At 58.1% G+C, this 26931-nt stretch carries 28 protein-coding genes; 20 read left to right on the top strand and 8 right to left on the bottom strand.

Translation table 11 applies throughout. From position 1 onward, the window contains the following. The first annotated feature begins 15 nt into the window (after positions 1 to 15). Complete coding sequence (locus tag CDI09_RS12640; RefSeq protein ID WP_025440167.1) at positions 16 to 1020, top strand: thiol:disulfide interchange protein; 1005 nt, start codon at positions 16 to 18, stop codon at positions 1018 to 1020. After that, positions 1017 to 1553, top strand: a complete 537-nt coding sequence (locus tag CDI09_RS12635) for a hypothetical protein (protein WP_025440166.1) — start codon at positions 1017 to 1019, stop codon at positions 1551 to 1553. Before CDI09_RS12640 ends, CDI09_RS12635 begins: the two co-directional genes overlap by 4 nt. Before the next feature lie 405 nt (positions 1554 to 1958). On the opposite strand, the gene CDI09_RS12625 is transcribed toward CDI09_RS12635, so the two are convergent. The 6 genes from CDI09_RS12625 to CDI09_RS12600 are packed head-to-tail and all read right to left on the bottom strand — an operon-like array spanning position 1959 to position 8443. Then, complete coding sequence (locus tag CDI09_RS12625; protein ID WP_019086203.1) at positions 1959 to 2456, bottom strand: hypothetical protein; 498 nt, start codon at positions 2454 to 2456, stop codon at positions 1959 to 1961. A 24-nt stretch (positions 2457 to 2480) separates the two neighbouring features. Continuing rightward, positions 2481 to 4841, bottom strand: coding sequence for a DotA/TraY family protein (locus tag CDI09_RS12620; RefSeq protein ID WP_078524678.1), 2361 nt, complete (start codon positions 4839 to 4841; stop codon positions 2481 to 2483). Between the two features lie 22 nt (positions 4842 to 4863). After that, the gene (locus CDI09_RS12615) at positions 4864 to 6276 is read right to left on the bottom strand and encodes a hypothetical protein (protein WP_078524679.1); all 1413 of its coding nucleotides are present in this window, start codon (positions 6274 to 6276) and stop codon (positions 4864 to 4866) included. A gap of 9 nt (positions 6277 to 6285) precedes the next feature. Next, on the bottom strand, positions 6286 to 7470 hold the full coding sequence (locus tag CDI09_RS12610; protein ID WP_078524680.1) for a hypothetical protein: 1185 nt from the start codon (positions 7468 to 7470) through the stop codon (positions 6286 to 6288). Then, positions 7470 to 8057, bottom strand: a complete 588-nt coding sequence (locus tag CDI09_RS12605; protein ID WP_010515543.1) for a hypothetical protein — start codon at positions 8055 to 8057, stop codon at positions 7470 to 7472. Before CDI09_RS12605 ends, CDI09_RS12610 begins: the two co-directional genes overlap by 1 nt. Then, entirely contained in the window at positions 8054 to 8443 is a 390-nt protein-coding gene (locus CDI09_RS12600) for a hypothetical protein (protein ID WP_223846643.1), read from the bottom strand. The genes CDI09_RS12605 and CDI09_RS12600 overlap by 4 nt, the downstream gene beginning before the upstream one ends. On the opposite strand from CDI09_RS12600, the gene CDI09_RS12595 reads away from it, so the two are divergent. From CDI09_RS12595 to CDI09_RS12530, 13 genes are all read left to right on the top strand, one after another. Next, positions 8442 to 8819 carry a hypothetical protein gene (locus tag CDI09_RS12595; protein WP_029329627.1) on the top strand — a complete coding sequence of 126 codons (378 nt, stop codon included), beginning with the start codon at positions 8442 to 8444 and terminating at the stop codon, positions 8817 to 8819. The genes CDI09_RS12600 and CDI09_RS12595 overlap by 2 nt on opposite strands. A gap of 343 nt (positions 8820 to 9162) precedes the next feature. After that, the gene (locus tag CDI09_RS12590; protein WP_048883528.1) at positions 9163 to 9966 is read left to right on the top strand and encodes a helix-turn-helix domain-containing protein; all 804 of its coding nucleotides are present in this window, start codon (positions 9163 to 9165) and stop codon (positions 9964 to 9966) included. A gap of 247 nt (positions 9967 to 10213) precedes the next feature. Beyond that, positions 10214 to 11092: a hypothetical protein gene (locus CDI09_RS12585; protein WP_205836671.1), complete on the top strand. Its 879-nt coding sequence runs from the start codon at positions 10214 to 10216 to the stop codon at positions 11090 to 11092. 132 nt (positions 11093 to 11224) lie between these two features. After that, complete coding sequence (locus CDI09_RS12580) at positions 11225 to 11860, top strand: DotI/IcmL/TraM family protein (protein ID WP_014106834.1); 636 nt, start codon at positions 11225 to 11227, stop codon at positions 11858 to 11860. Beyond that, complete coding sequence (locus CDI09_RS12575; protein ID WP_078524682.1) at positions 11857 to 12837, top strand: DotH/IcmK family type IV secretion protein; 981 nt, start codon at positions 11857 to 11859, stop codon at positions 12835 to 12837. Before CDI09_RS12580 ends, CDI09_RS12575 begins: the two co-directional genes overlap by 4 nt. After that, entirely contained in the window at positions 12837 to 14075 is a 1239-nt protein-coding gene (locus tag CDI09_RS12570) for a DotG/IcmE/VirB10 family protein (protein WP_078524683.1), read from the top strand. The genes CDI09_RS12575 and CDI09_RS12570 overlap by 1 nt, the downstream gene beginning before the upstream one ends. A gap of 696 nt (positions 14076 to 14771) precedes the next feature. After that, on the top strand, positions 14772 to 15473 hold the full coding sequence (locus CDI09_RS12565; RefSeq protein WP_010511978.1) for a hypothetical protein: 702 nt from the start codon (positions 14772 to 14774) through the stop codon (positions 15471 to 15473). Positions 15474 to 15490: 17 nt separating this feature from the next. After that, a complete protein-coding gene (locus CDI09_RS12560; protein WP_010511980.1) occupies positions 15491 to 16036 on the top strand; it encodes a hypothetical protein in 546 nt (181 codons plus the stop codon). Positions 16037 to 16944: 908 nt separating this feature from the next. After that, entirely contained in the window at positions 16945 to 17217 is a 273-nt protein-coding gene (locus CDI09_RS12550; protein ID WP_048852463.1) for a BrnT family toxin, read from the top strand. Then, on the top strand, positions 17186 to 17464 hold the full coding sequence (locus CDI09_RS12545; protein WP_003625676.1) for a helix-turn-helix domain-containing protein: 279 nt from the start codon (positions 17186 to 17188) through the stop codon (positions 17462 to 17464). Before CDI09_RS12550 ends, CDI09_RS12545 begins: the two co-directional genes overlap by 32 nt. A gap of 187 nt (positions 17465 to 17651) precedes the next feature. Beyond that, entirely contained in the window at positions 17652 to 18122 is a 471-nt protein-coding gene (locus CDI09_RS12540) for a hypothetical protein (protein WP_078524684.1), read from the top strand. Between the two features lie 274 nt (positions 18123 to 18396). Then, entirely contained in the window at positions 18397 to 18798 is a 402-nt protein-coding gene (locus CDI09_RS18575) for a hypothetical protein (RefSeq protein ID WP_236944622.1), read from the top strand. A gap of 13 nt (positions 18799 to 18811) precedes the next feature. Next, entirely contained in the window at positions 18812 to 21895 is a 3084-nt protein-coding gene (locus CDI09_RS12530; protein WP_078524686.1) for a secretion protein, read from the top strand. Between the two features lie 95 nt (positions 21896 to 21990). Here the strand turns inward: CDI09_RS12530 and CDI09_RS12525 are convergent, their stop codons facing one another. Beyond that, entirely contained in the window at positions 21991 to 22260 is a 270-nt protein-coding gene (locus CDI09_RS12525) for a DNA-binding protein (protein WP_167370176.1), read from the bottom strand. 431 nt (positions 22261 to 22691) lie between these two features. Between CDI09_RS12525 and CDI09_RS12515 the strand changes: the two genes are divergently transcribed. Both CDI09_RS12515 and CDI09_RS12510 read left to right on the top strand, forming a co-directional pair. Further along, positions 22692 to 23375 carry a hypothetical protein gene (locus tag CDI09_RS12515; RefSeq protein ID WP_010512313.1) on the top strand — a complete coding sequence of 228 codons (684 nt, stop codon included), beginning with the start codon at positions 22692 to 22694 and terminating at the stop codon, positions 23373 to 23375. Beyond that, positions 23368 to 24153, top strand: a complete 786-nt coding sequence (locus tag CDI09_RS12510) for an RES family NAD+ phosphorylase (protein ID WP_236944623.1) — start codon at positions 23368 to 23370, stop codon at positions 24151 to 24153. The genes CDI09_RS12515 and CDI09_RS12510 overlap by 8 nt, the downstream gene beginning before the upstream one ends. A 2-nt stretch (positions 24154 to 24155) precedes the next feature. Here the strand turns inward: CDI09_RS12510 and CDI09_RS12505 are convergent, their stop codons facing one another. Further along, positions 24156 to 24812, bottom strand: a complete 657-nt coding sequence (locus CDI09_RS12505) for a DUF433 domain-containing protein (RefSeq protein ID WP_048852619.1) — start codon at positions 24810 to 24812, stop codon at positions 24156 to 24158. Between the two features lie 220 nt (positions 24813 to 25032). On the opposite strand from CDI09_RS12505, the gene CDI09_RS12500 reads away from it, so the two are divergent. From CDI09_RS12500 to CDI09_RS12490, 3 genes are read left to right on the top strand one after another with little or no spacing between them, the layout of a single operon-like run. Beyond that, the gene (locus CDI09_RS12500) at positions 25033 to 25491 is read left to right on the top strand and encodes a DotD/TraH family lipoprotein (protein ID WP_078524687.1); all 459 of its coding nucleotides are present in this window, start codon (positions 25033 to 25035) and stop codon (positions 25489 to 25491) included. Position 25492: 1 nt separating this feature from the next. Then, on the top strand, positions 25493 to 26524 hold the full coding sequence (locus tag CDI09_RS12495) for a type IV secretory system conjugative DNA transfer family protein (protein ID WP_249034024.1): 1032 nt from the start codon (positions 25493 to 25495) through the stop codon (positions 26522 to 26524). Continuing rightward, positions 26521 to 26868 carry a hypothetical protein gene (locus CDI09_RS12490; protein WP_236944624.1) on the top strand — a complete coding sequence of 116 codons (348 nt, stop codon included), beginning with the start codon at positions 26521 to 26523 and terminating at the stop codon, positions 26866 to 26868. Before CDI09_RS12495 ends, CDI09_RS12490 begins: the two co-directional genes overlap by 4 nt. The last annotated feature ends 63 nt before the right edge of the window (positions 26869 to 26931 follow it).

Genomic DNA, 26931 nt, shown 5'->3' with positions numbered 1-26931 from the left:
TGTCCGGAGTCCGCCATGCGCAGTTTCTACGTGTTGCCATTTCTCCTGCTCATACACGCGCCAGCGCGAGGACAGCAATGCTCTGTGTCCACTCCGATTGTGTCCAGGAGCAACACCATAGGGCCGCCCCTGGAACATGATAATAAAGGTAGGACTGATGCAGTCGCCCACCTTGGGATAGCAGGGGCCAACATCGAAAAACTGCCCGATCTCCACGGCTTCGAAGCTGGCATCGCCCATACCCGGAACGAACTCCTCGTCTTTTTCGCTCCGGAAAGCCATGCAATCGTGCTTAGCGGCACGCTGGTTCCGGTACCATACGACACCCTACGTTCCCTGGCCGGATCGCGCGCCCACGATCTCACGCCGGTCGAAGGCATCAGGGGAATGTTTGTTCGGGCGGATAACCGTTTTCAGGTCGTCTATGCGACCCCGGATGGCAAGGCAGCAGTCGCGGCCCGCATGTGGGGCGCCACTGGACAGGACATCACGAAAGACCAGATCAGGGACATTCCCGGAGCCGTCCCAGAAATCAGTATCTCTGGCCCTTCATCCGACACTAACGAACAGTCCGGGCTTCTGGGTCTCTCGGGAGGCCTTATAGGGACACCTTCAGCCCCGGAAGTCATCATGTTCATAGACCCGCAATGTATCTACTCGATGAAGGCAATGCATATCCTTCAGCCCGCAATCGATGCGGGGAAAGTTCGCCTGAAAATAGTCCCGCTGTCATTGCTTGATTACGAGGATAATGGCGCCAGTACCGTCAATGCGAGAGCCATGCTGTCGCTTCCGGCAAACGAGATGGCACAAGCGTGGGTCAACGGTCGTCTAAACCCGAGATTGACTGTACCTGAACCGGATAGTGGGGAGAAGCTTGCCCGCAATACCGGGATTGCACGGCAGATAGGGCTCACAGGGACCCCAACCTTCGTCTGGATGCACCGCAATGGCAGGATCGGCCGGCTCGACGGCGTTCCCACGGATGTCATCACGTTTCTCACCTCGGTCTCGCAATGAAGACACGACAGGACCAGACCGGCCCGCGGCGTTTTTTTGCAAAAACGCGCAAAGTGGCCCGCCTGATGATTGGCGACCCACGTACATTGGTCGCCTGGTCCGATGTGACGAGGAACGCCGCGCTGATTGAAGCCCTCGGGAAGGCATTACTGAAGCCTAAAGCCAGTATGCAGGGCCCGCGGGCGCCAGACGGTACCCCTATTGATATCGCCGCGATCGCTGCCGAATATGGCGTCGAACCCCGCGTTGTGGCGATCTTACTCGATCGGAGACAGCATGAGACATACAGGCGGGCGCTTGCTGCCAGTATGCTCGCTGTAGGTCTGATTCTTGGCTGGGCCGGAGAGATGCTCCTTTCCCACTGGAAGGGCACCCAACTCCTTGCTGCGCTGGAGTTCGCACCCTTCTGGACATTTCTGGCACTCGTGGCGTTTCAGAACGCGTGGCTCAACTGGCAGATCCGCGAACGCCGCCTGTGTTCCGCCCGCCAATTTGTCGCGACCGCCGACAGCCTCATTCCCCGCAAGCCGTAAGCGCAAGTCCATCTGCATTGCGCTGGTGAATAGATAGGATCGGCGGAGCACTCAGAACGTCCCGGGAGGCGCGTTCTTGTCGCCGCCCTGAGCGCCTGTTGCCCAAGAGGCGTGTTCATAATCCTCGCGCCCCTGCATCACCCGTGGATCATCAGGCCGGACGATCGTACCGGCGCGATCGCACGTAGGGGGTGTCCAGATTACACGTGTCGATCCGTAGGCAGCGTGCGGATCATAACGCGCATGCCTGGTCGGCGGAGCCTTTGGGCCATGCACATGGGCAGCAGACGACACGTTGCCAGCGCTGCATGCCGCAAGCCAGGGGGAGAGGACAAGAGGTAGAATGAGATGTTTCACGAATGGTCTCCCGCTTAGAGGAGACCATCCTGACCAAGTATCTTGCGACTAGGACTGCCGCTTTCTCCATTCATTTTCCATGGAAAGATAGCCCCAAATCCGTCGTTCCATGTTCTCGGCCTTGGTTGTCAGTGTGACATGGTCATCGCTGAGTCGGCGGTAATTGACACGGATTGCCTCAAGTTCTTGCGCCCGGTCTTTTTCCTGTTCCCTTGATATTTTGAGATCGTTGGCAAGCTGCTCAGCATGAGCACTCGTCCGACAAAAATGGTCTTTCAGTTCTCTGATCTGGGATTCCAGGCCATGAGCGTAGTCTTTCCAGTCTTCCAACTGGCTTTCGAGTTTATCGGAGTGAGCATTTGCCAGATTAAGTGCCTCGGTCAAGCGACTGATTAACCGAACCTGCTCTTCGAGTTCGTTAAAATGCGGCGGAGCAGCACCATGAAGGGCCTGTCGGATATTGCGTTGCAAGCTCTCGCTATACTGACACGACATGCGTCCGAGTATGAAGCCTGCCGGCCCACTCAACCCGTTGCCACCAAACATTTCATGCCCTCCAAGTGTAACGCACTATAGGATCTTTTTCATTGTCGTATCTACAGCTTTATTTGCACCCGTATATATTTGCTTACTATTTTTATCATCCATAGGCTGGGTCGCAGTTCGATCGCTCCCACCGAGCGACTGCTGAATCGAGAGCAACGTGCCCGCCATACCGACAACGGCGGCGTCCCGGCTGAACTGGTCGATGTCGACCCGGTCCACGTCACCAAATCCGATCATGGCGGGAACCCGCTGGGGTAGGATCGAGATCATCCTGAATGAAATGAACGCCAAAGTGACATGAATCATGACAAACAGGCTGACCAGAACAATCATGCCGAGGAAGTTGCTCACAATCCAGCCGTTTGACAGCACCAGTCCGGCCGCAATGCCGAAACACATGTGGATCAGCCACGACACTGAATCAAATATAAAATATCCAAGGAAAAGTCCGAACAGCATCAGCACCGGCCGGAAGATGACATTGAACAGAAGGGCATAACCCTGTTTTGCATGACCGTGCAGCCCCTCCCCGTTCATGGTCATATGCGCGAGCATCCACAGAGGCGCTGCAATCACGGACTCACAGACCATGATGAACCATCCAGCCACGGCAAACATCCACATGACAAACGGGATCATCGGGATGACATAGGCGATGGTGAGGCCTGGCATAAGCATGGCGAAACAGCCGCCGATAATCGGCGCGCCAAAAAAGTGCATCAGTGCGTGCCCGGCCCCTGCCGCAACGGCACCTTCAGGATTTCCGCTCAGAAGCGACAGCACGCCAATACCGACGGTGCCGGCCGTAGAAGAAAGAACCGACGCAGTGCCCATGGTGAGAAGGGCGGTCGTGATCATCCAGTTGCCAAGTGACATGAGATTGCCAAACGGATCCGTCCAGTAGCCGTTCGTACCGGACGGCTCGATAAATCCGGTCACGATCTGCAGGGCGTAATCATTCAGGTGCAGGGCGCGGAACAGCTGGTCGAGCACACCCGCACCGTCTCCGCCCGGTATCGCTCCTGTGTACAGGTCAGCATTCCCGCCTGGCGCGGTCACGCCATCCTGCGTTGCAACCATGCTGTCAATGTTCTCCATAAAGGTGTCCGCAGACTGCACAAGAGGCGCAATGTCCGAGGCAAGATAGTTTCCGAGGCCGGAATAGGATGGCGTGGTGATGGTTGGCGTTGCGGTCATGAGAGACAGGGTCTGGCCATTGAGGCGCGCAAATTCGAGATAGTAGGCTCCTGCGCCGGTCCACCCGAGAGTATCCATCTGGTTGCTGGTGTTGACCGAATCTCCGTTCGTCGAAATCCCCCATTGGTGAAGCGCGAGGGTCTGATTGTTGACCGTGTCCTGAAGCTTGGACCGCAGTTGTGCCGCCTGCGTCGTGAGACGCGACGCATAATCGTTGGTGGCATTGACGATGATGGTCATGAGTGGGGCCAGGGACGCTGTCGTTTTCGTCTGCCAGTAATTCTGGGCCACCTGCGCAACCTGGCTGCGAATGTCGCCAAGGATCACGGAATCAAGGACCTGTTTTTGCATACCCGCCTGGTCGACCTGAAAACCGGCCAGATTCACCGCGTCAGTATTGGGCGCCTGCAGACTTACGGCCCCGCAAACTGGTGTCCCGTCTCCTGCGCCGGCTGCCATATTGTAAGAATAGTTGATGATCCCCATCTTCCCGCCGGTCACGGACAGGACGGTCTGCCCGGTCGGGGCCTCAATCAGGTTCGTGTTATTCGCAGCAATGTTAATAATGGCCCGGCAGAACTCATTTTTCACAAGACCGGTCACAATCCCCTTTGTGCCGGGGATGAGGGGCTGTGCGATGACCTTGCCGTCGGGTCCGATCGCCTGCTTCGCCTTGTCATAGACGACCTTCGCCATACCGATGCCCCAGAGCGAGCCCTGCACGACAACGGCCTGCGCCGCATTGAAGCCGGTTGTCGGAAGCGGCCACATCAGGATGGCCGCAATCCCGATCCGCACAATCGACATGCTGGTCTGGTTGTTACCAAGGAGTTGCGCTGTTTCTGCACCCCGGTGGATGTTCATGAAGTAGATATAGCTTACGACCGCCATCGCAAATGCCATGACAAACCCGGAGAACCACCCGATCATGGTTCCTATGACGGTCGCCTCGTTGCCGATGCTGGGCGCGCCCGTATCCTGCCCGAAAACCGGGAATACGGACCGGATGACCTGCGCCGCCCAATCACTGCCCGGATCAAGCAGGTCCCATGTCACGTTATAGCCCGTGCTGCTGGCTGCATCCCCTGAACCGGTCGCGACGACCGTCTGCGCTGCAGCGGACACGGTAAGAGCCGACAGAAACAGGAGCGGCAGGATGGCGAATACAAGGCGACGAAAGGGCGTCATGGTTTGTCCTCCAGCGGCGAAGTCACGGCGCAGGACTGGCGGTGGGACCGGGATTCATCCGCGTCATGAAATCCGTCACCGCGGTTACGGCCTTGTGCATCATCTCGCGGACCTTTTCGCTCACATCTTCCAGCGCACTGGCCCCCTCCTTTTTTCCGGGCACCTCGGCCGCAGTCCTGCCGATCTCGGCATCGAGCTGGGTGAAGCGCTGCGTCACACTGCCGGGCATTCCCATGCGCTGGCCTGTTGCCTCGGCGGCGTCCCTTCCCTTTCCGTAGGCTTCGAGCCTGCTGGTGACATTCTCCAGTTGCGCCGCGAACGCCTGGTTATTCTGTTTCTCCGTCACAAACTGGCTATGCAGATCGGCATACCGGCCACCGGCCTTCATCTCCGACAACACACCGGCAACACCGTCAGGATCACCCTTTCCTGCATCTGAAATCGCCGCCATGATGGAGGAAGCTGGCCGCTCCCTGAGGTCACGCAGGGCCTCCACCGCCTGCTTTCCCAGACGTTCGGTCGCCTCCAGGCTCTTTTCGTCACGCGCGTTGTGCAGCCGGGTGCTGAAATCGACGGCCTTTTCCATCCATGATGATGCCGGGCTCGCAGGCTGGCTATCAATGCGCGAGGCAATCGCTTCCGCGAGGCGGGCAAAGCCCCCGCCGCGAATAACCTTTACTTCCTCCTGCTCCCTGGTAGCGGCGTTCGTTTCCCGTGTGTTCGCTGCCGCCTTTTCCTTTGTGCCGTTGTCATCCATCGTCGATCGGCTTTCCGGCGCATCTTTTGCGGGACCTGTCTGTTTCTCTCGAAAGTCCTTCTGAGGATCCATCGTATGGGTCTGTCCGGGTTGGCTGCTGGCCGACTGCTCCGGTCCTTGCGGAGCGCCCCCACCCGGGGACGCCATTCCACGGGTTTTATCCGCTTGACCTTTCTCATCGTGCGCAGACCCGGCAGCATGATTCTGCCCTGGCGCTGGCTGGTGCCCCGGTTCGGGAAAGACGGTCGCCCTCAGGCTCTCGATGGTGTGCGCGATGTCCGGGTGGTCCGGATCCTGATGTCCTTCAACCAGTTCACTGGCAAGTGTCCGGATCGCGTTTACTTCTGGCTGCTGAAGGCGATGCGTTTCACGCATCATCGCAGCGACCACAGGTTCGTTCAGACCTGGGTAATGCGCCGCGCGCTCTGTCATCTCGGCGCGGAGAGGATGCTCCTTTTCAAGCGTCGGTCCCAAAAGGCGCTCTACATCCTGCACGGCGTATGCGACGCGCGTACGGAACCCGGGATCATTCTGGACGTCAGGCTCACGGGATTCCTGCCGCAGCCGGTCATATGCGGCGGCCTGCCCGGGCGCCTGCTTTCTGTATTCGGACTGCACGCGATCGAGGGTTTTCAGCACATCCTCGATATCGCCGGTTTTCTGCTGGGCCTCAGACATGGCAAACCTCTAGGGATTGATCGTGGGGGAAGGCATCGGTGTCAGGCCGTCCTTGAAGGCGACCTCTTCTCCCTGCGCGACCCGGGCAGCTCCCATGGTCGCGAGGTAGAGCCCGAGACGGTAGTTCTGCAGCGCAAGGTAATTGGACTGCGCCATCTCGGTGGCAACTTCGCGCATGACCGACGCGGGAGGCATTGCCTGGAGCGAGGCGTTCCAGCTTACGCTGGAGACCCTGCGATTGACTTCCAGCGCCATGGCCTGCAGCCATGACGCCTTGTCGAGCGGTGTGAGCCCCTCAGCCGTCATTTCAGCCTTCTGGTCACGCGTCAGCGTGACGGACGGCACGCCAAGAGATGTGACGTAGCCCGTGACCCAGCGGGCAAGAGACATACGACTGTTGTATGACCGGCGCCGGGTTGCGGCTTCACGTCCACGAAGGCTGGACAGCTGCTCGCCACGCAGGGCCGCCGGCGCTACTGGCTGGATGAGGGTAGTCGCATAATCATTGGCTGCATCCACAGCTCCATCCGCAGATAGGGTATCAGCGCCGAACAGGCTGGCAGCACGCTGGTCGGCGTTCGGCAGCCGGGACACGGAAGAGCAGAGCCCCTGGGCCACGTCGTCCGACGAACAGTAGCGCTTGAGGTGCAGGGACATGTTCGCATCCGTGCCTTGTGACTTGCCGTAATAGGAGGGCGTTCCCTGACCTGCCTCACCGCGGGGATCGCTCACGGTCGCAATGGCGTACACCGCAGAGCGCGCCGCTTTGGACGCGGCCACGGTGGACTGCTGGGCGTCAAGGCCCGCGCAGAATTCCGGGTTCATCATATGCTCGTCCCGGATTCCGGTTTCCTGCTGGCGCCGTAGAAATCCGGCCATCGCTGCGTCCTGGGCATCCATGAGTTGCGACTGGGCACCGACCTGGGCTTTCGCGTAATTGGCAACCTGCGTGAAACCCTTCGTCAGGAGAGACGCAACGGAATTCGGGTTTGTAAGGCTACTGAGGTTTGAATCGATGCTGTCCGTCAGATTTTTTGTCATCGTATTGAGGGCGTTGCCCGTGAACGCCTGAAGAAGCTTGATCGCTGCAACGACAGCGGCGTCACTGAAAAGCGCGTATGCCGGACGCGGCGTGACTGCCAGCACGCAGACGCACGAAGCAACACCAATGATAACCATCTGCAGCCTGCGCATCAGAACACTCCGTCCACGAGATTGCTCAGGCTGTATCCGGTCGGAAGCTGGGGAGATCCGTTGATATACAGATCAGTCGTACCGCTCGACGTCCCCGCAATGGCGGTCGCGATTGGCGGCCCACCACCACCGAAACTCAGGCTCGGGCACATGAGCCCGCTACTCGAGCCAAAACCGAGCCCCAGGTTAACGCCTGACAAACTGAGTCCACATTGGGTCGACCCCATGGCGTTACCCCATGCCGCCTGTGCGGCCTGACAGACCTGGCCACCTATCTGGCCCTCGACGGCCTGCAGGAGTGCCGCGGGGTCAAGGCCGTTCGTGATGAGATTCAATCCGGTGCCGTTGAAAAAATTGCTCAGGCAGGATAGGCCGTTGACGCTATCCGGCTGCTTTTCGTAAGCATCGTTGGCCTGAACGCGTTCGTTTACGGCTGTTGCCGCCGCCTGGGTCAGGGCGGCGCAGCCGACGCTTCCCGTAGATGTCGTGGCGCCAGAGGCGGCTGATGACATGGTCTGCGCATGCCCCTGTATCGATACAAGAGCGGCGGCCACTGACAACAGGACACGGAAGCGCAGACCGATCATGCGGCCTCCTGACGTGTAGCCGGACGCGTCACAGCCTCCAGCAGGGCAATCCTTTCCGGAGCAAGAAGGCGATGAAGCGCCTGGCGCCTGCTTTCCGAGATTACGCCCCGTCCAAAAGGGCTGTCCGCCGACAACAGGTCCCTGCGGCCGCGCAGATAGGGGATCAGCGCGTCAAGGGAGCTGACCAGATCCGGCCATTCATGCGGCGCGACACCAGCGAGGATGGCGTGCCAGGCCGTCCTCGCTGTCATATCATTGTCCAACATCGCGATGACGTCCTCCCCGCCCCTGATGCGCCAGATCTCGCCGAGCGCATCCAGCGCAAGGGAGACATTGGGCATCGGGGAAGAAAGTCCGGATTTCCGGACGGATGAGGGCTTGTTCATGGAACCTTCCTCGGGTGATTACGACGAAGGTGTCGGGCCATCATGCGACCAGTCAGCGAATTCGACGTCGGACCGCGACTTTATTATGACCAACATCAATGACGTCACCCGCCTGGGCTACCGTGGTCGCCAGAACCTTGTTCCATTCCCGGCCGCCCTGCCAGTCAACAGGAACGCTGGTGTCCACGTCCGCCGCGAACACCACACGCACCCCATGCGGAACGATCTGACGCACGGCGAAACCAAGTGGGACCTGCTTTCCATAACCGCTGGCGATATGGAAATACCGACGGGCTGGAACATTCCCGGATGTTCGAGGATCCACACCAGTATCAGCCAATGCGCCCGGACCTTCCTGCCCAGCGTCTCCCGGTGATGGTAAGGCTTCCCCGCCGGTTGTCCCCATCAACGCCGGCTGGGACGGAGTGTCCGGAGAAGTTGTCTGGACAAGATGAAACGCGGCAGGTGTGACAGATATGGGGCCAGAGGCCAGCGCCATAACCACGGCAGGCATAACAGGCATATGAGTGTCTCCATCAAGTTCTCCTGACCAGAGCAGCGGCCTTTGCGACCTCAGACACCTTTTTTGCGGGCTCCAACTCGACTATCATGACGTTCCGTCACGCGTGATCCCCTGTCAGGACGTGACCAGTCGATATCTTCTGGATGTTGGAAGTTTCTTTTGCCGAGGAAAACGCCCGCCGTGAGAGTAAACGAAAATGTCCCATGACAATGGCAAGATGCAAGCCGAGGCTTTATTTGCATCCGGCCAATTATATAGAGACATTGGGGAAATCATTTATGACAGGCGCACTGCGCTTGACTGGACGCAGGTACACCTCGCCAAACTGGCACGGTTGAATGTATCGGTCATACGGAGCATCGAAGCCGGTCGTCCGGTTTCCCTGGAAACATTATCGGCGCTGCTACGGGTATTTGAGATAGATCCGCGCGATATTCTTCCGCAAGGCGCACCAGAAGGTACATGGTTTGCCCATCTGGATCTGGTGGCATCCGCCACGCAGCTGAAAAAGACCATGAAGCAGTGTTCGGACTACAATCTGGCAATCCAGAAATTACGCGACATTATTGGCAATATTTCAAAGACGTTTAACCTGCCGGAAATACCGGTCAGATTGCCGATCGATCATTATTCACACAGTGTCGCCTTCACCTCGGGGGAACGGCAGGACCTCCTCGAGATATTTGGGCGCAGGATTCAGATCTTCAGGACGCTTCAGGGGGCAACAGCGAGCCAGATCGCCCATAAATCACATGTTTCCCTGACCAGCCTGAGCCTGATCGAAGCAGGGCTGAGAAATCCGAGCCTTGAAACGGTTTATCGCATTGCCGAAGGACTGTCCGTCTCCGTTTATTACCTGATCCCGGGAATACATGACGACGCAGACCTCTTGCGTTCCCTGGACATGACCGCGTGGGCAATGTCCGCGCAATCACAACTCGAAGCCCTCGCTGATCTCGAGTCCATTATTGGTCACCTCGACGATATCGCAAACCACTGACCGGGTGATGAAGGTATGGAGACTGTCAGGAAAGAGGTCTCCTTTCTTATGGCAGACCCTATGCCTTGGGCTGTCCATTCCAGGTGATGTGGCCCGGCGGATCACCAACGCGGACCGGAAACCGCGTCTGGAGTCATATTAGCGCGTTCTGCGCTATTTATTTCTTGACGGTTATATAACGCTTAAGAGATATTATTCCCAAAACACGCAGCCTATCCCGAAAACGCGATGACGAGGGCATACCGCCATGAAGTCAGCATCGTTCGGCCAGGTTATAAAACACGGTCTGTTTACATGGCTTCAGACCTATCCCACGCCAGAAATGATACGCGCCCTTTATGCCAGGCTGCGCGACGAGGTCCTTGTGGCGACCATGCTCACCCTGACAGTGCAGGAGGTGAAGGAGTCAGTCGCGCAATGGGCCGACCGACCCCAGAATGTTTTTTACGAAGCGCCTGCACGCAGGGGAGCATGGACAAGGACCCAGTTGCTCATCCTTGGCCAACGCTGGCTCTGTGGTGATAAAACCGCCGACATAGCTGAGATGCTTGGCCGCTCGGCCGGGAGCGTGCGTGCAAAAAGAAAGCAGCTTGGCCTGCCACCGCGCATCAGGCTCTCAAAAATACAGGCGGAGACCATACTTGCCGAAAAGCGGAGCGCCATTCCCGCAGATCCCGAAGCTGTCCTGACATGGGAACAGGCCTCCCTGCTGCCTCATGAAGCCCGGCGGGGACGGACATGGCTTGTCAGGAACAGCCTCAACAGGCTGACCCTCACAGGACATAAGGGAGGAGACAAGGTACGGTGGCACGAGGCCGCCAACATTGAAATCGCCTACCGCCATTTTGCATTTCAGAACCCGCGTGAAATTGCGCGGGACTTCCTTATTTCGGAAAGCGCGCTGAAATCCCAAAGCTGCTGGGAGCAGCTTCCGCCACGACGCGGCGCCAAAGTGCCCTGGTTCATTCACGCGAGGGCCGAATATTATATCGGCGAACACCAGTACATCCGGCGGGAATGCCTCTGCAAGAGCGGATGCTTTTTCTGGACCACCCGCAAGGGTGGTGACCGGGTCAGCAGACGATACCGCCGCAGCATTGCCGCCACGCATGGCATTGCCGCCTGAGTAGTGCCGGGAACCGTCAAAGAAAAAACGTGCTGGTCGCAAGATAGACTTCCAGCCTGCTCTCATCACCGTCGGGAAATGAGAGTAGAGTGATGACCACCTTTTTTCATGCCCCCGTAAGGGAGGCGCGCCATGCGGCTGTTTAATTCCGCAGTAACCAGGCGGCTTACCGACCCCGACTTTCAGGGGATTGTTGTAGACAGATCACTGCTGCTCAACATCGCACTGGCGGGCGTGGTCATCGTGTTCTCGGCGCACGACGCCTATATCCGTGCACACCCGCCCACACCCCTCTATTTCTACGTTGACGGCCAAAATGCTCCCCGACCGGCCGTGGCGCTCACCAGTCCGGTACTTGGCCAGGACCAGCTTCTCGGCTGGGCCGTCAAATGGGCGATCGCACCCTACAACATCAACTATCGTGATTTTCCAACCCAGATGAACACCGCGGGCGCTCACTACACGCTCAACGGATGGAACACCTTTGCAAAGTCTTTCATTACGCAGGGGAATCTGGCGAAACTCAGGGATGCAAAACTGCTCTGTTACGCGCAGCCGACACGGGCCGCGACCGTACGCGCCGAGACTGTCGTGCAGGGACACGCGCGCTACGTAATACAGTTCCCTTTCATCCAGACCTGCGAAAACGTCAACCAGCAGAATACGCAAATGCTGATGGCAACCGTGACGATTGATCGCGTGGAGGACCTGGATCACCCGGATGGACTGGCCATCGAACAGCTTGTCGTCTCGTCGGGGAGGGAGTGACAACTGTGCGAATTCTTTCTCTCTTTCCGCTGACCCTGTCCATCCTGCCACTTGCGGCACTCGCACAGCAGCCATCACAGCCCGGGCCTGCGGCAACGACACCTGCAGACGATCAGGATCAGGCAGCCGAAGATGAAGCCGAGCATGAGGCCATTCCTTTCACGCCCGAAGAAATCCTTCGACTGGGGGAACGCCTGAAGGACGTGCGTCGTGCCACGGAGCAGGTCGGTACGGAATTCGCGACCCCTAATGCGCGCCCGGCGATCCGTGTCTCCTTTGCGCCTGGTCAGCAGACAAGCCTGATCTTTACGACAAAAGGCTATCCGACCGCATTGTCCTTCGTGGACAGCACGGGACAGCCCTGGCCGATCGCATGGAATACGTCTGGCAATTCCGCCAACCCGGACGGCAGCACGAACTGTGCTTCCGGCAAAAGCGGCGCATCAGCCGGGAATCCTGCGGTTGAGACAACAGGTTTCTATACCTGCGTCCCGTTCAAGGGCTCCAATACCATCAATGTCGAACCGATGTCGCTCCAGCCCAGAGGCGGACTGCTCGTAACGCTTCAGAACGCGCCAAAGCCGGTCTCCTTCCTGCTGATCGCGGGACGTGGATCCTACGATGACAACCTGACCGTTCGCATGTCCGAGGGAGGGCCCAATGCCCGGGAGCCGGTCGACAGCCGCCCCGGAGTGCCCGCGACAGGCGAGCCCTACATGAACGCCATGCTAAGCGGCATTCCACCAGCGTCAGCCGTTCCGCTGGCCGTCGAGGGTATTTCACCCGACGACGTGCGCGCCTGGCGGATTGGAAACGAGGTCTATCTTCGCACGCGCCTTCATCTCATGACGCCCTCCTCGGACAGCATGGAGCAGGGTGAAGGGGGATACACGCTCTATGCCTTCCATGAGTCCCCCGTTGTCCTTCTCTCCGATGCGGGACGGACGGTCTCGGCCCATATCAGGGACGCACAGTGATGAAACCCAGATTCAACCAGCTGTTCAGTGATGCGTCGCGGGGCGGAAACCGGCGTCTGCTCGCAATCCTTGGGAGTATCGGCACCGTTCTGGGTGTCACGCTGCTCATCTCCACCATCCACCGTAAGGAGCTTCCACGCTCGGACCCCGGCAGGCCGCCCGCCGCCAACCCCCTGCCCGGCGGCCTGAATTCCAATCCGCGCCAGCAGGAACTCCGCGAAGATCAGATCCACGACGAGGCAGACCGGGCACAGACTGCAGGACAATCGTATTCACCCGATATTGCACCGGGCACGCCCACCCATCCCGACGACAAGCCTCCCCCGCCCGCAGTCGCCCAGGAGGTCGGGGCGGACGTCAACCCGGCGATGGCCAAGGCCGCCGCGGCGCCAGCCCCGCACGCGCCTGAGGTCGTACCAAGCGTTCCCGTCGTACCAGTGCAGACGGATGCAGCCTTCCGCGCCGCCGTGCCACGTGACCCGCAGCTCCAGAAGGACGCCATCACCGCATACAGACATGCGATCATGGATCTTGCAGGCCGTCTTGATGGACGCTTTCCTGTCACAAATGTACTGTATGAAAAGACGGAAACCGGAAGGGAGCAGACAAAGAAACCGATGGTCTCCCCTTCAATAACTTCGGCGGCGACAGCAAATTCCCAGACGGCCCTCTCCCGCGTCCTTGTTCCTGCCGGGCGGGGGATTTACGCCCATACGGTTTCAGCAACCAACAGCGATCTCGGGGGAGAAATCATCCTGGAAGCTGATTCAGGTCCACTCGCTGGCGACAGGATGAAAGCATCCGTCAGAAGGGCCGGGGGACATCTGAACAGGCTGGTTGTCCGCGTTGATCAGGTCTTCCATAAAAATGATCCAACCCCGATCCAGGTCGAAGGTATGGTGGTTGCGCCGGACACCATGGAAGCTGCCGTGGCCTCAAGCGTTGACCAGCTATACGTTGAGCGCTTTGTTCTTCCCGCCGCAGCCGCCTTTGTCCAGGGGCTCGGGCAGGCGATCGAGATGACGTCGAACACGACCGGTTCGATCGGAGCCCTCGGCAACGTCAACTACGTCCAGTCACTGAATTTCCCGCAACAACTGGGCGTGGCGGCCGGTGCAGCGGCCTCGCAGGTCAACAGCGCGCTCATGCAGCAGATGCCGACCCAGCCGCGCGTAAATCTTGCCGCTCAGGTCAGTGTTGGCGTGATCTTCATGTCGGACGTCGTCATGAAGAAGTAAGAGACTGTTTGAAAACAACCCATTGATAAAAAATAATAAAAGTTTTTGGGTGCTGCCTTTTTTCAAAAAGTCGGCGTTCTTTCGAAGCTTTTGCAAAAAGCTTCACCAAAAACTTCCTTTAATTTTAAAATGCTATGATGTGCTGACTTTTCAAACAGTCTCTAAGGTTTCGGGCACCGGTCGCATGATATCGACGAATTCTGCACTCTCTACCAGAAGGCAGCATTCACCATGACCTCAGCCGCAACCGCAACGACGTCCCGGGATCCGTTCAGCGCGGATCGCGGCATCGAACCTGTTCCGTTCCGCAAGCTGGGCACAATGCCCGAGCCTGACCCTTCGCCCGAGGCGGACACAATTGCCGAGCCACCCTCCCCTCACCTTCAACCTGTAACAGCAGCACCTGACAGGAACCGACCCGTTCCACATGCCATAGCCCTTTTCAGGGCGCTTCCGCGTCGCAGGCAGGTCATGATCGCGGGTACTGCCGTCGGCAGTCTGCTCTCCCTCTTCCTCGTGATGGGCATAGCAAAGAGGCAGGCGTCTCCTCTGGGCCAGGAAGTCGGAATGATTTCCGCCCCGCTGCCATCAGGCCCCAAAGCATCTCCAGCGCCGGGGAACTCACCTACATCATTGCCATCACCCCCGGCATCTCAGGTCTCGGCTACAGATGAGGATCTCAAGGCACTCCTTGCGATGAAAAAGCCGCCCCATCCCGCCGGCCCAATACCGGCTACCCCGTCGGCCGAGAACACGCCCGCGCAGAAACACGACACTGGCATCGAAAAGGCTGTTCCGACGGACGATGCGGTCCAGAAAGCAACCCGCCTGCAAGCGGCTCCCCTGACATCGGACGACCAGATGCAGGTACTGCAGCTTGTAACAGAAGAAGCAGCACTGGTGCAGCGGACCCGCAGCGACATCGCAGCACTCCGGCAGGATCTTGACCGGCTGCGTATCGCAGATACGGCAAAGGCTTCGGATCTCAACCGCCGGATGTCGCTCCTCGAAGCCAAACGAGCCGTGGCCGACGCCGAAGCGCCCCCGTCAGATGGACCGGCCGCCACACGCGCCGCGGCCGACAAGGCACGGGCAGCTCTGGAAGCGGCGGCGGCCGAGCCGCAGCCAGCACCAACGCCGCCGCAATCTCCAGCGTCCCGGACAGCGAAAATGCGCCCGACGCCTCCTTCTCCGCCCCCGACATGGACGCCCCACTACCGGATACTTGCCGCATCTCCCCAGCTTGCCATGGTGCAGGACGACGCTGCGCCGGCCGGACAACCGCCGCAGTCCGAAATCGAAATCGGCACCGATCTCCGCGGATATGGTCGAGTGCGCGCCATCTCTCAACGCGGCACGATGTGGGTGATCCAGGCTGAACGCGGCATCATCCAGTAAGGCAAGGACACATCGACGTGCAAGGTCTGGTCAACCTCGTCAACGATCTCGCTCTCGCCATGGCCTGGCTGCTGCCAATGGCCTGCTATATTGCAGCGTGGATTGCCTTCCTGACCGGGGCATGGGGATTATGGCAGCAGCGCCAGCCCCAGAACCCGTTCGTCGGCCGTCCCTGGGTGCCCTGGATCGGGATTGTCCTGTCCGGCGTCTTCGCCACTTTTGACAGGATACTCACCAAATCCACCACCTCTGCCGGTCTCGATACGCAGGTTTCGCTGGGAGCTTCTGTCACCGGCTACACGGATGCCGCGACCGGAAGCGTCATTTCCGGGACAGGCCCAGAGGATGCCATCCTGTCAATCGTCAGTGATTTCGCCCTGTTCTTCGAAATGTTCGGCGCCTGGGCGGCGTTCATGGCGGTCGTTGCGTGGAACGCGTCGGCGACCGGAAAAACAAACCGCTCAAAACTCAGTTGCCTCATCCAGTTCGTTTTCGGCGTGATCCTCCTCAATCCCGTCAAGGAAGCAACCTGGATCCTGAGCCACTGGACAATGTCCGGCTAAAATTATGACCCGACCCGTAGCGCTGAGATTGGCCAAGGTTCGACACTTTCCTTCCTGCGCATTTTTTTGATAACCGATAAACATGATAAAATTGGGAAATAACAACCCGAAAAAGCGGGGCGCGCCCCATCTGGAGAGATGGCCACATGTGGCCGTGCGCCAGGGCATTAACCGTGCTGGAGCAATCCGCCGGCTGATCGCAAGGGAACTTGAAGCCGCCGAACGCGATGGCTGGGATGGGTAATCTTGTTCATAACGAACGGACCAAGCTGCGGGCAAACCTGCTGAATACCGCTGCGGGATCTTGCCTTTCGCTAGGTGTTCTATCTCCTTTGGCTGCGTCATTTTTTAATCTGACAGCCAACCGCGTTCCTACTCATATCGTTATCTTGGGAGTCGCTTTCTGGCTGGGAATGGCGTATTTTCTCCATCAGCGGGCACAAGCCGTTTTAGGAGGGCTTCGAGAATGACCTTTATGCAGTTCTTCGCCTTTATTGGCATGCCAATCATCATTGGCGTTCTTGGTTATGGTATTTCTAAAATGCCTATCAAGGATAATTGAGAGTTTATCGTCCGTTCCAATCAATGGTTGATCGTATGATACTTGTTTATAATTAGTATAACAGACCCATAAAATTTGATGTCCATGCAGAAATAAGGGTGTATTCACGTTAATACCTAAACTATTCTCGATCACTTTCGCTTACTGTTCATATTTTATAGAAATTAAACAAGAAATATTTCATTATTACTAAATATTCGAGCGATTCTGGATAAAGATATATGCCCCGGATTTTTATGCTATCGGGCATACGAGGTTGATGGTGACCTGTCGAAATGGCTAAAAGTTGCGGGATGCCCGTAGTTTTCACTTTACAGCAACTACGGTAATCCCGTATTATCGTCTCATGGATAACAGGTTTGACCCCGCAAAAGACCTCGCCAACCAAAAAAAGCACAAACTGTCTCTGGCCTTTGGCGACCGTATTTTCGAGGACGATAATCACCTGATCTTGCCCACCATCCGCATTGAGGATGAGGAGGATCGCTACAAAGTGGTTGGCGTCGTGGGCGAGAAGCTGTTCACCGGTGTGTTTGTCTGGCGGGACGATCTGCCCCGCTTTATTTCCGTGAGAAGGAGCAACAAAGGTGAAGAGAGAGCATATCATTCTGCCTGCTGATCCGGCGGATTCCGAAGACCGCGCGGTATCCATCGAAGGCATGGAGCGTGGGCAAAGGGCGCGGTTGATCCGTAAAACCCGTAACGATCTCGGTCTGTCTCAGGTCGAATTTGCCAGCCGTTTCCGCGTTCCTGTCGGTACATTACGGGACTGGGAGCAGGCACGGGCGATGGCCCCCGACTTCGCTGTAGCCTACGTTCGGGTCATCGGACGGCACCCCGATATGGTAGCTCAGGCGGTGGCCTGAGCTGCCTTCCCAACCAGCCGGGGATTCAGCCCATCAACCCCAAACGCCGGATAGCCATTTTTATACCGAAGTCATAGTGTAATGTTCGACAAGGTAGATTTTTTCGGAAAAAACATTCGCAGTCGCATGTTACTGGCCGAAGACTCCTCTGAGGGACATGCCTCCCTCTTTAACGGAGCCCTTGACCATGAACCTCTCTCGCACAAGCATCCCCGACGCGGCGCGACTGACGCGTCTGGTGACACAACGGGCCGGATACAGACAGCGTGCCGTCACGGCACTTGGCACATTGGCCGTCCCGATCCTCATTGCCAGCCATGCGCTGGCCCAATCCGCAACCGGCAGCGCAAACGGTATCGGGGCCCAGATGCAGGCCACCGCCCAGGAGGGGCTGACAGCGGGCGGCTTTGTCGCTGCTGCATGCATGTATGTCGCTGCCTTCATCTGCTTCATCGGCGGCGTATGGGCGGCCTGGCAGAGCCGCAACGAACAGAACCGTTCGCCCGGAAAGGTCGGTATGGCAATCGCCGGCATCGTGCTGTGCGGTCTGTTCGCAACGGGTCCGCAGTGGATCAACAAGGCTGCCAACACCGCGTCCGGCGGCTCGGCAACCGTTGGTACGCAGGCTCAGGCCTATCAGTTCACGAGCGGCGGCTAGGAACCCGATCGCAATGGCCCGTCTCACACAGTCTTTCCGGCTGCTGCCGCGCCCATGGGATCCGTCAGCGCCAGGCGCCAGGGAGATGGGTGAGTCGGGCCTTTTCACATGTGCCTGCTGCGGCCTGATAACGCCTGGTCGCAGGTTTCCATGGCATGGTGACGGACCCGGGCCTGTCTGCGCCTTATGCAACATTCTGCAGGATCCGACCCGTCCGGCCATTGAACGCGAAGCCGTCCTGATATGGTGGCCGAAACTGCCGCAGGCCCGCATCATGACCCTGACCCGCTGCGCGCATCAGGCCCTCATCCAGACGCTCGGCAATGGGCCAAACGGACAGGATGTCGTCTGGCATCGTGCAATGGACACGATTGCGTCAGGGTCGGACACCGCGATGATGCCTGCGCAATGCAAAAGCGCTCTCGCTGTGCTCCGCGCTTTGCACGCGCGAACGACCGAAGCCCGGCGGCGGCTGGAGACAACCTCTCCCCGACTGCTGGCGACTGCCCTGCTGATGGCGAACCGGGCTGACCCGCAGATCAATGAAAGCGCGACCACCCTGATGGACGGCATCCGGCTCTTCCCCCTGGGCCGTCTCTACAACGGCCCCACCGACATCTACCCGGCGCTCGTCAGGGAATGGCTTGATGCCGATCCCCAACCGGTCATGACATGACAGGATCATATCAATGGGCGGTATTCTTTCCAGTCTGCTGGCCGGCATCAGCCTCGGGCTGCGCCAGCCCCTTGCCTCATTCTGCGATGTGGAAAGTACGCACGGGGACCATCTCATCACCAAACGCGGTGAATATGTCTCCGTACTGCGCATCAATGGCCTGCGTCGCATGTGCACGCGGCAGGAAGTGGAAGCGCTCGCCGAGCAGCAGCGTATAGAATTGCAGGGTCTCCTTGAAGAACGTGGCCATGCCATTGTGGGATGGTATATTTCCGATCCCGAGCGCTCAGGTATCGAGATTGACCGCCTGAGTCTCAATGGTTGCCGGTCCATAGCCAGACAGATCGGAGCAGACCTTTCGGACGTCATCGAAGAGAGGCGCCGGCGCTGGCCAAACGTCATGCGCTGGGAGGCCACTTGCTATGTCCTGTGGACCCGGCCCAGCGTACTGACACGTGAGGACCGCAAACAGGTGGCAGAGGAGCGCCGGACCCTTGCCTCCCAATTTCCCCGCGTGGGCAATACCCAACGTTTTGCCCTGCGCTCCGATATCATGGCGGCCCGCCATGAATCGTTCATTTCACGCGTCCAGGCTGCCCTGCAGGGGTTCGACATTTCCTGCGAATTCCTCGGTCCACATCAGGCATTGCAGGTCGCGCGCGAAGCGACCTATCGTGAAACGGCGGGGTCCGCCTGGAAACCGACCCTGCTGGGTGACCGGGTCATGCCACGGCTTCCCGACGATCTGGATGATCCGCAGCCACACCCGCAGGGCCTGCTCTGGCCGGCGATCCGGGACCAGATTTTCAATGCCGACGCCGAAACGAAAGGCGGACAACTCGTGACCGTGGGGGATTATACATACGCCCCGGTCGACATGACGATTGGCCCAGAGGATCCGCGCCCGTTTTCCGAACTCTCCAGCGTGCTTGGCCGCAAGAGACTGCCATGGCGCAGCGCCATGATCCTGGAGGGTGGTGGCCGCGCCGCCTTCGGCTTCAAGGAAGCCGGAGCCGGGTTTCTGGCGATGTTCCCCGGAAATAGCGACATTCGACGGGCGTTTGCCGCACTCAAGCTGGAGCGCCAGAAAAACAACCATAATTCCGTGCGGATGCGCATGACCGCCACAACCTGGGCTCCGGTTGGAGCAGAGGCGAAGCTGCGACGGCAGGCGTCGGACCTCTCCCAGGCGATTGATGCGTGGGGCAACAGCAAGACAACTCGGATTTCCGGCGATCCGCTGGAAGCGGCCATGGGTTCTGTCCCTGCCCTGGCGCTCGGTTCGACTGCGACCTCATCGCTCGCCCTTGTCGGTGACGCGTTCTCCATGATGCCGTGGGCACGCAGTGCATCACCGTGGCAGAGAGGATCCATCCTCTTCCGCAAACCCGATGGTTCAATCTGGCCCTACGATCCGACCGGGGGCGGGCTACGCCCATCCGTCGTAGACATTATCGTAGCCCCGCCTGGCGGCGGAAAATCCGTTCTGGCCAATACCATTCTGCTGGGCTTGATCCTCAGCAGCGCCGCGATCAGCAGCCACGGCACCAAGCTCCCCTATATCGGCAAGCTCGATATAGGGCCGTCCTCGCGCGGACTGATCGAGATGCTGCGCAACGCGCTTGGCCCCGAACGCCAGCACGAGGCGGTTTACGTCAAAATGCAGGCAATCCCGGGCTTCGAGGTCAATGTCTTCGATACCCAGGTCGGACTGGAATATCCCCTGCCACTCGAGCGCGTTTTCCTGCAGAATTTCATCTCGCTCCTTGCCACGCCGCTGGATGGCAGGCCTTGGGAGGGCATGGACCACCTGGTAGAGGACGTGATTGATGAAGCCTACCGCCTCTGTACCGGGGTGCAGGGGAGCACGCCTAAAATCTACACGCCAGGGATCGAGCCGGATGTCGATGCCGCAATAACATCGCTGGGCATAAGCCTGCCCCACCATGCGGGAGAGGACGATCCGACATGGTGGCGGGATGTCGTCGATGCCCTTGTCAGTCTCAGGGAGTACCGCCTCGCAGGTTTTGCCCAGCGTCATGCCATACCGGTCCTGCAGGATCTGCTGATTGCGGCCCGCAGCCCGGAAATCGAAAAACGCTATTCCAAGATCACCCTGGAAACTGGTGAAAGCCTGATCGACACGTTTGATCGCTACATCATGAACGTGATCAAGAATTTTCCCATGCTGGCGTCCCCGACAAGGCTGGATATGGGGGATGCGCGCGTGATCGTTCTCGATCTTGCCGAGGTGGCACCTTCCGGCTCTCCCGCAGCCAACCGCCAGACGGCACTCATGTATATGCTTGGCCGCCATATCCTGGCCCGGAATTTCTTTCTGCATCCCGATTATGCGGACGACCCGCATATGCCCCCGTCCATGCGGGACTATCATCTCGCCCGTTTCACGGAGATGTACGAAACGACGAAACGTGTCGACTTCGATGAGTGGCACCGCACCGAACCCGCGCCCCAGGTAGACAAGCAGGCTGTGCGCGACGGCCGCGAGGGACGCAAGCACAACGTCCAGCTCGCCTTCATTTCACAGAACCATACCGATTTCAGCGAGGATCTCTACAAGATATCAACCGCCCGATGGGTCCTCAAATGCGGTGATCAGGAGACGGCAGACAGTCTTATCCGACGTTTCAAGCTGTCCGATGCCAGCGCCTATGTCATTCGCAACGCGCTGCCGGGTCCGGGAAAGAATGGTGCGCCATTCTTCGTGGACATGTCGGCCGGAGAAGCAAAGTATGAACAGCTTCTGGTGAACGTCCTGGGGCCAATCGAACTCTGGTCTTTCTCAACGACGCCTGGCGACACGGCGCTCCGTTCGCGCCTTTATAAACGGATCCATTTTGCCCGCGCCCTGCGGATGCTCGCCACCGTATTTCCCTCGGGAACAGCAAATAGCGAGATCGAACGCAGAAAAAGCGAGCGCATGAATGTTTTCGGTCTCGCGACCGATGAAGCATTTGCCAGCGTTCTGGATGAACTGGCGGATGAGATCGTGGAAGGTAGAGGCGTGGCCGCAGGATTGTATGAAACCCTGCGCGCCATTGATGAACAATCGGAACTCGAATTTACCACTGGGTAGAAAGTGACCGATATTCGCCTGACTGCCTCACGTCTTGAATGTTACAGCGATGTTGAAGCAAACGCCGATTACGATATTGGCGCTGAAATCAGGCATCAGAACGAAGCACCGTCCAGATCAATAACACCCGTTCTCCCATGCGCGGCCTTATCCTTGTCCTGCTGCCTGCGTAACGTGGTCGCGGAAGCTCGGCCTCGACGAGGCTGACGTTCAGCAGTCAACGCCAGTCCCAGATCGTCCATGCGGATATCAATCAGGTCGGCCAGAGTGCCGATCCCAACACCGGAATCTCCCTTTTCCAGGCGCGCGCCACGAAGGTCATGGCCAAGTTGTTCAAGAGCCAAGCGAAATTTGGGTGAGCCCATGACTATAATTCATATCTGACATACAACACGCCTTATACCGTCATATATGACCTTCTGCGAACTCTGGCACCCGCCTTTTACGGCACCCTTCCTACCAGCAGTCGGCTCCTCGCGTAGAAAACGGTGTTCGCACTCCCCGCCATAGTGCAGGTGCGTATAAAAAAGAGCGCAGATCCGCCCCCCTGCTTCGGGCGCAGCATCGGTCTTCAAGGTACCAAATTTGCCTTCAATGCTGCCCCAGGCCCTGTTCGTTCCCATGTTGCCCAAAGCCCTTACGCGTGCCTCAATCGACTTCGAACTCGCCACCTCACAAGTGGTGTTAGGCGTCGCCTGCTGCATCACCCGTCACGGAACGATCACCGCTACTCACCATCATTGACTAGGTAGGATATCTATATATATATCTATCTATCATATCCCAGGAGGGAATCATGGTCGCAGTCCCAAATCGAGAAATCACGAACACCGGCATTAAGCCGATAACTGGCTCTGTTCGTGAAATTCGCGAAAGTCTGCAGGATACAGACAACAATCAATTCGTTGTGTTTCAACTTGCACATGCCAATAAAAGCACCGCATCGGCATTTGCAGAGGCCGTTCGGCTTATTGCTCCCCTGATCATTGATCGGCTTGCCATTCATAAAACAGCGACCCTCAAGAAGCTTGTTGATGCACTTGTTCCGGCTGCGTCTCCTCCCGAGCACCTCATTACTGAGGCACGCATGAACGCAGATGCTCGGCAAACGGTTCTTGAGAGCGCAGAGTGGATCAGCGCTGTTCGACTATCTGAAATTGCAGGTTTCAAAGGCCAAAATGCCAGCGCCCAGCCAAACAAATGGAAACGCGAAGGAAAAGTTTTTGCTTTGCGACATGACGGGAATGATCTGTATCCGGCGTATGCACTCGACCGCGACATGCAATACCGCCCAATCAAGGGACTTGTCCCAATTCTAAAGGTGTTCAAAGGCAAACTGGATGCATGGGACATTGCAATCTGGTTTGCGTCAGCAAACAGCTTTCTTGGCGGCACGGCTCCTAAGGATTTACTTAAAAGTGCGCCAGAGCGCGTCTTAGCGGCAGCAGAAGACGAAATTGCAGGTGTGCTCCATGGTTAAACCGAGGCGGCCAACTCAGCCAAAGCCTCGTAGCACCGCGCATTCCGGTACAACGAAGATATCCACATCTCGCGCAAAACCGAAGACGACAGAGTCACCGTCGACCCCGCCTGTCGCCGTCACAGCAACGTCCTGCACAATCGCGCGTCCCCCTCCAGACCTTAATGCTCTCGTAAAAAAAACGATTTGGTCGGCAGACAAGACAATCCACCGCATCCATCCTGAGACTTACGGAGCAAATACGTTCAATCCTGGTCCCCAAGGAAATGCCCGATTTAGCCCGATCATTGATGCAAATGGTATATCCATTCCGACCATTTATGGCGGCACGACGTTAGAATGTGCAGCCATGGAGACCGTCTTCCATGATGTTCCCCATGAGCCAGGACTGAAGACCGTTGCAAAGCGAAAGCTAAAGAACCATCAATATTCACAACTTCAGTCCTCGACTGACCTCACGCTTGCAGATCTTAGCAGCACAGCCTTGCGCAAGCTCGGTATTCCACGTGTTGATCTCATTGAGACTGATAAGGATATATATCCTCAAACGCGCAAGTGGGCCGAAGCCATTCACGCTCAGTGCCCAGACGTTCAAGGTTTAGAGTGGGTGTCGCGTCAGGACGACCGTGCGCGCGCTATCATCCTATTTGGAGATCGCTTGCCACCAGATCCATTGAGCAGTATTGCACCTTCGGTCGATATCGTGGAAAATGAAGACACTTATGCGGCTCTAGTCGAGTTAGCCGAGACCATCGGTGTCCAGATCACTGGGAAGTAATATCATTCTTTTGCCGATTCAGTTCCAGTCTCTATGGCATCAAAAATACCCATCTCGGCCAATGCACCAGCCGCCCGCCGGAAACTACGGACCGGATATGGACGCCCAGGTTTGGGATAAGCCTCCGTGTAAGCAATAGCAGATTCAATCTGTTCCTCGGTCAGGGTCGGATAGTCCGCTTTGATCTCCTTGATTGTCTGTCCCTGTGCGAGGGCAGCAACACGATAAGCAGATATATCCGTTCCCTTGATAACAGGATCAGTCCCATCCTCCTCTAATATATTTTTCTTGGCATCGAGGAGTTTCTTGTATTTGGATAGAAAGTTACGCTGAATTTCGGTAATATTGGCTTTAAAAGGACCAAAGCTTACGGTTCTGGCTTTTGCTTCATTTTTTTTGAAGGCCTGATATAGCTTCCGACGCCCCATCGGAGTTAGATCCGCATGCATCTGCTTTTCAAGCGCCAGAAACAACAACTCCGAGAGGCCGATCTTTCGTACCCGCCTACGCCCTTTCTCCACACCGTGAACCGGCATGCCCTCTTCCGGCTCGCTGATCTTCTCTACTTCCCCACGATCAATCGCCCGGTTGATATCCTTTTCTGACATACCGATTAGAAACTGCGCTTCGCGTGGGGTAACGGGCTGGATTTCTATCATGTGCGTCTCCAATTGATCCCATAATAGGGAATAATTAGGATATATCAAGTCGTACTAAGCGCCTGCCATGACCCTGCGGGTCAATTTAGCGAAAGCAAATTCCAAAGAAGACCCAAATCTGCTCTCGGGGCCTGCATGAAATAAAAAGCAACGCAGCCAATTTTTGCTGTAGCAGTCGCAAGATGATCTTCGAAGCTTCTCCCATCATCCGGAGAAGCTCATGAAACATTCTCTGCTCATTTTTCTTTTGTCCATGGCGCTCAACGCCTGTGCGCAGAGCCTGTCGTCACCTTCTCCCATTGCGACGACCGGCATGGCCAATCCTGAACTGGCCTTGCAGCGGTCAATAGCAGAGACCACGACTGATCTTCGGGAACTTGGCAGCATCCGCCCGTCTCCGGTCGTTGCATCTACCAACCAACCCCCGCTCCCCGATGACCTGACCCGCCGGATCTGGTTCGTGTGGGACGGCCCGCTGGGCAAGGCCGTCGCAAAACTTGGCCAGGAGATTGGCTATAGCGTGACTGTCACCGGCCATCCCCGAGCAATGCACGTCGCGACCAACAGCGTTGCCGCCGTGGTGGATATCCTTCGGACATTGGGCGATCAGGCCGGAGATCAGGCCATGGTCTCGGTAGACCCGCTTCACCACGCGATAACGGTGGCATGGCATGCGTAAGATGGCGCTCTTTCTATCTTCGGCCATCGTCGTGACGGCCGCAGGCAGCCCGACCCATGCGGCGTCTGTCTCCACGGGGAAGGTTGTCATTGAGGAGGGGCAGCACGTCCGGCTACCGACATCGTCTCCATCCCCGCCATCGGCCCGCAGCGGCACATTGGTCCCGGAGCCACAGCCGCCCCAGCCGGGTGCGGATCAGGTGGACGGGGCTGACCCCGCCCTTGCCAATCCCATCAATAAACCGGTGACAGGAGCCTCAACGCTCGACGAGGTGGTCGGCGGCGAAGCGCCCCCCTCTCTTGAGGCCCTTGAGAACACCCGCCCCAATGACGAGCCAGGCGATGACCTGAAACCCGGTCGAAGCGTCCAGCTTCGGGAAGCCGCGCATATTTACGGTGCGCAGGGCGGTCTGGCCGCCCGGGCATTCGCCATCAACGAGATGCTGCGGCGCCATGAGGAGACACTCGACGCCACTTATGATTTCCGGTCGATCGTGCTTCCGATCGGGAGTGGCCAGACCCTCATGCAGCCTCCCATCGTCACCGAGGCACAGATGGCCTTTGCGCTCAATGACACCGGCCAGGTGGCGCACGAGACAGAATGTGTTTTCGAGATCACCCGGGAGGCACAACTGACATCCGCGCCCCCGGACTGGCGCACGTATCTCGTCCGGACATGGGGCAAACCGCATCACCCGGTAGCCGCGGCCCTGCCCCGCACAAAGGCGGAAGTGTCACACTGGAACCAGTGGGTGGCGGAAGGCTGGGCAGATGGAGAAAAGCAGGCAACCGAAATCTTCCTCTCCGATCTGTCGCGCCTGCAGCGCGACATTACCGGCATGGCCCGCTACCGGGTGCTGCTGAACGCCGGGCGCGTCGAAGAACCACGCGTCGTGTTCGAGCACCAGGACGCCGTGGGAGGAGGAGACACCCTCCACCTCAATGACCGCACGATCCGGATCGCGAGCCAGCCGGGGCTTCAGGGCCACGTCCGGCGCGGAAGCGACTACGGTTATCCGGAGCATTGCCGATGAATATCACCATCCCCGTCACGACCGACGAACGCTGGCCGGATGAAGGCAGGAAAGGGTTTGCCTGGGTCGAGGAGCGACGGCGTAACGCGCCGGGGCTGGACTCCCTCCTTCGCTGGGCGCATGGCCTCGGCGCCTCGCGCATCGACATCAAGACCGGCCATCCGGTCACGATCAAGGTGCACGGCGTGATCCGCTACGCCACATGTAAAGCGACGGACTCCCTCGCGCTGGCGGATATCGTCGGCCATGTCTATGCCTCTGACGGGATGGCCATGCTTGGTGTCGGCCATATCCTCGATACGGCCTACCAGCCTGTCGGGTTGGGGTACCCTGTGAAGGGGTAAGGCTGTAGAGTGTCGCGATGAGCCGCTTCATCCCGTTTGACCGATCCCAGCCGTATCTTCTGC

The organism is Komagataeibacter nataicola, from assembly GCF_003207795.1.
Classification (GTDB): domain Bacteria; phylum Pseudomonadota; class Alphaproteobacteria; order Acetobacterales; family Acetobacteraceae; genus Komagataeibacter; species Komagataeibacter nataicola.
Note: the sequence above shows the minus strand (reverse complement) of the source record. Positions and strands in the feature narration are given on the sequence as shown.

Coding starts and splice junctions, on each gene's coding strand:
- CDI09_RS12625 (WP_019086203.1), bottom strand. CDS start 2,456: ATGTTTGGTGGCAACGGGTTGAGTGGGCCGGCAGGCTTCATACTCGGA.
- CDI09_RS12620 (WP_078524678.1), bottom strand. CDS start 4,841: ATGACGCCCTTTCGTCGCCTTGTATTCGCCATCCTGCCGCTCCTGTTT.
- CDI09_RS12510 (WP_236944623.1), top strand. CDS start 23,368: ATGGTTAAACCGAGGCGGCCAACTCAGCCAAAGCCTCGTAGCACCGCG.
- CDI09_RS12505 (WP_048852619.1), bottom strand. CDS start 24,812: ATGATAGAAATCCAGCCCGTTACCCCACGCGAAGCGCAGTTTCTAATC.
- CDI09_RS12595 (WP_029329627.1), top strand. CDS start 8,442: ATGGAACCTTCCTCGGGTGATTACGACGAAGGTGTCGGGCCATCATGC.
- CDI09_RS12530 (WP_078524686.1), top strand. CDS start 18,812: ATGGGCGGTATTCTTTCCAGTCTGCTGGCCGGCATCAGCCTCGGGCTG.
- CDI09_RS12515 (WP_010512313.1), top strand. CDS start 22,692: ATGGTCGCAGTCCCAAATCGAGAAATCACGAACACCGGCATTAAGCCG.
- CDI09_RS18575 (WP_236944622.1), top strand. CDS start 18,397: ATGACCCTGACCCGCTGCGCGCATCAGGCCCTCATCCAGACGCTCGGC.
- CDI09_RS12600 (WP_223846643.1), bottom strand. CDS start 8,443: ATGAACAAGCCCTCATCCGTCCGGAAATCCGGACTTTCTTCCCCGATG.
- CDI09_RS12605 (WP_010515543.1), bottom strand. CDS start 8,057: ATGATCGGTCTGCGCTTCCGTGTCCTGTTGTCAGTGGCCGCCGCTCTT.
- CDI09_RS12550 (WP_048852463.1), top strand. CDS start 16,945: ATGGATAACAGGTTTGACCCCGCAAAAGACCTCGCCAACCAAAAAAAG.
- CDI09_RS12495 (WP_249034024.1), top strand. CDS start 25,493: ATGGCGCTCTTTCTATCTTCGGCCATCGTCGTGACGGCCGCAGGCAGC.
- CDI09_RS12565 (WP_010511978.1), top strand. CDS start 14,772: ATGAAAAAGCCGCCCCATCCCGCCGGCCCAATACCGGCTACCCCGTCG.
- CDI09_RS12540 (WP_078524684.1), top strand. CDS start 17,652: ATGAACCTCTCTCGCACAAGCATCCCCGACGCGGCGCGACTGACGCGT.
- CDI09_RS12525 (WP_167370176.1), bottom strand. CDS start 22,260: ATGGGCTCACCCAAATTTCGCTTGGCTCTTGAACAACTTGGCCATGAC.
- CDI09_RS12610 (WP_078524680.1), bottom strand. CDS start 7,470: ATGCGCAGGCTGCAGATGGTTATCATTGGTGTTGCTTCGTGCGTCTGC.
- CDI09_RS12490 (WP_236944624.1), top strand. CDS start 26,521: ATGAATATCACCATCCCCGTCACGACCGACGAACGCTGGCCGGATGAA.
- CDI09_RS12640 (WP_025440167.1), top strand. CDS start 16: ATGCGCAGTTTCTACGTGTTGCCATTTCTCCTGCTCATACACGCGCCA.
- CDI09_RS12635 (WP_025440166.1), top strand. CDS start 1,017: ATGAAGACACGACAGGACCAGACCGGCCCGCGGCGTTTTTTTGCAAAA.
- CDI09_RS12580 (WP_014106834.1), top strand. CDS start 11,225: ATGCGGCTGTTTAATTCCGCAGTAACCAGGCGGCTTACCGACCCCGAC.
- CDI09_RS12570 (WP_078524683.1), top strand. CDS start 12,837: ATGAAACCCAGATTCAACCAGCTGTTCAGTGATGCGTCGCGGGGCGGA.
- CDI09_RS12500 (WP_078524687.1), top strand. CDS start 25,033: ATGAAACATTCTCTGCTCATTTTTCTTTTGTCCATGGCGCTCAACGCC.
- CDI09_RS12585 (WP_205836671.1), top strand. CDS start 10,214: ATGAAGTCAGCATCGTTCGGCCAGGTTATAAAACACGGTCTGTTTACA.
- CDI09_RS12590 (WP_048883528.1), top strand. CDS start 9,163: ATGTCCCATGACAATGGCAAGATGCAAGCCGAGGCTTTATTTGCATCC.
- CDI09_RS12615 (WP_078524679.1), bottom strand. CDS start 6,276: ATGTCTGAGGCCCAGCAGAAAACCGGCGATATCGAGGATGTGCTGAAA.